General features: G+C 75.5%; 1 protein-coding gene. It reads right to left on the reverse strand.

What is annotated here, in order from left to right; all coding sequences use genetic code 11:
* Positions 1–387: alpha/beta fold hydrolase (locus CCN72_RS37140; protein WP_425276209.1), on the reverse strand; the 387-nt coding region annotated here is incomplete at its 3' end.
* Positions 388–427 lie beyond the last annotated feature (40 nt).

Here is a 427-nt window from a genome sequence, read left to right on the forward strand (position 1 = left end):
GCCGCCGCTCGGGTGCACCATGGGGTCCCGGGTGCCGTGCACGACCACGGTGGGGGCGGTGATCCGGCGCAGTTCGGCGGTGCGGTCGCCGGATGCCTGGATGGCGCCGATCTGGCGGGCGACGCCCTCGGCGTCCCGGCCGCGTTCCCACACCGCGCCGGCCCAGGCCCGCTCGCNNCGGGAGCCGATGTGGGCGAGCAGCGCCAGGTGCCGGGTCACCGATTCCTCGCGGGTCCTGGCGGGGCGCCCGGCCATGCGCACCAGGGTGGAGAGCGCCGGCTGACCGACCTTCCTGCTGCCGGTGGTGGAGAAGACGGACGTCAGGGTGGTGACCCGGTGCGGGTGCCGGGCCGCGAGGGTCTGCGCGATCATGCCGCCCATCGACATGCCGACCAGGTGGGCCCGTTCGATGCCGAGGTGGTCGAGG

This window comes from Streptomyces murinus, assembly GCF_002154555.1.
Taxonomy (GTDB): domain Bacteria; phylum Actinomycetota; class Actinomycetes; order Streptomycetales; family Streptomycetaceae; genus Streptomyces; species Streptomyces murinus.